Genomic DNA, 1953 nt, shown 5'->3' with positions numbered 1-1953 from the left:
TCCTGCGACCCAGGCCGCCTCTCCCTGCCCACGATCATGGACCCCGTCTACGGCTACCAGGTCACCAACGTCGAAGCCTCCATGTCCTCCCCCTCCTCCCTCCTGCACTGGACCCGCAGGATGATCGAGATCCGCAAACAGAACCCCGCCTTCGGCCTCGGCACCTACACCGAACTCCCCTCCTCCAACCCCGCCGTCCTCGCCTTCCTCCGCGAAGCACCCCCGACGGACGAAGAGGGTGACGACCTCGTGCTGTGTGTGCACAACTTCTCGCGTTTCGCGCAGCCCACCGAACTGGATCTACAAGCCTTCAACGGACGGCACCCGGTGGAACTGATCGGCGGGGTGCGCTTCCCGGCCATCGGCGAGCTGCCCTACCTCCTCACGCTGGCGGGCCATGGCTTCTACTGGTTCCGGCTGCGCGCGGAACCGTCGTAGGGGCCGGACTCCCGCGGCGCGACGCCTTCGCGGGGCGGTTTCCGCCGTCCCGCCCTGGGCACTCCTACGCACAACCGGCACTCCCGCACACAGCCTTGTCCGCCTCGCGGAAAGGAACGCGACGCCATGTCGGAAGCCGCCATCCGTCCCACCGCGCACACCACGGCACTGCTCGCCTCGCTCGACCCACTGCTGCGCGAGTGGCTGCCACGGCAGCGATGGTTCGCCGGAAAGGGTCGCCCCATCAGCGCCTTCGAGCCGGTGACGGCGACCGAACTCCTGCCCCGCAGCTCACCGGCGGGCCTGCTGCATCTGCTCGTACGGGTCCGCCAGCCGATCATCCCCGCCCAGGACGCGCCCGTGGGCGGCGCGTCGGCCGAACGGCCGGGCGACTGCTACCAGTTGCTCATCGGCGTACGCCGCACCCTGCCCCCGCGGCTGGCGCCCGCCCTCATCGGACACGTCACCGAGGGCCCGCTCGCCGGACAGACGGTGTACGAGGCGCTGCACGACCCGGGGCTGTCCGCACTGCTCCTCGAGCGGCTGCGGATGCCGGGCCGGCACGGCGTACTCCGCTTCGAACGCGACACGAGCGCGACCATCCCCTCGGGGCTCACCCCGCGCCCGCTCGCCGCCGAGCAGTCCAACTCCTCGGTCGTCTACGGAGATACGTTCATCCTCAAGCTGTTCCGCCGCGTGGTGCCCGGCGTCAACCCCGACCTGGAGCTTCCGCTGCACCTCGCCCGGCAGGGCTGCACGCGGGTGCCCCCGCCCGCCGCGTGGTTCCTCGCGGACCTCGCGTCCGGCGCGGCCACCCCGGACGAGGCGTGCGGCCTCGGCGTGCTCCAGCCGTTCCTGGCCGCCGCCGAGGACGGCTGGGAGCTGGCCCTGCGCAGGCTCGACAAGGGCGAGGACTTCACCGGCGAGGCGCGGGCGCTCGGCCGCGCCACCGCCGAGGTGCACGCGGCGCTCGCCGCCGCGCTGCCGACCGTCACGCTGGGCCGGGCCCAGGTGGAGGGCATCGCCGACGCCATGGCGCAGCGCCTGACCGCGGCGGCACAGGCGGTGCCCGCGCTGCGGCCGTACGCGCCCGGGCTGCTCACCGCCTTCGAGGCGCTGGCCGACCTCGGCGGCGAGGGCCAGTCGTGGACCGCCCAGCGCGTCCACGGCGATCTGCACCTCGGGCAGTGCCTGCGCTCCCCCGACGGGCACTGGTCGATCATCGACTTCGAGGGTGAGCCCGCGCGCCCGCTTGCCGAGCGCCGCATGCCGCAGCCACCGGTCCGCGATGTCGCGGGCATGCTGCGCTCCTTCGACTACGCGGCGTGCTCCGGCGAGCCCTGGGCCTCGGAGTGGGCCGCGGACTGCCGGGCCGCGTACTGCGTGGGGTACGCGCAGGTCGCGGGCCGCGACCCGCGCACGGATCCCGTGCTGCTGCGCGCCCTGGAGACGGACAAGGCGGTCTACGAAGTCCTCTACGAGGCCCGCCACCGCCCCGACTGGCTCCCCGTCCCC

2 protein-coding genes are annotated in these 1953 nt (G+C 73.3%); both read left to right on the top strand.

Annotation, left to right across the window (positions count from 1 at the left end):
• A partial coding sequence (locus GKQ77_RS32195) for an alpha-glucosidase C-terminal domain-containing protein (protein WP_219692668.1) occupies positions 1-438 on the top strand: 438 nt, incomplete at its 5' end.
• 126 nt (positions 439-564) lie between these two features.
• Positions 565-1953 (top strand): maltokinase N-terminal cap-like domain-containing protein (locus GKQ77_RS32190; protein WP_219692666.1); only part of this gene is annotated, 1389 nt, incomplete at its 3' end.

This window comes from Streptomyces anatolicus, from assembly GCF_019400875.1.
Taxonomy (GTDB): Bacteria; Actinomycetota; Actinomycetes; order Streptomycetales; family Streptomycetaceae; genus Streptomyces; species Streptomyces anatolicus.
The sequence above is the reverse complement of the archived record's forward strand: the minus strand, read 5'-3'. Positions and strand labels throughout refer to the sequence as shown.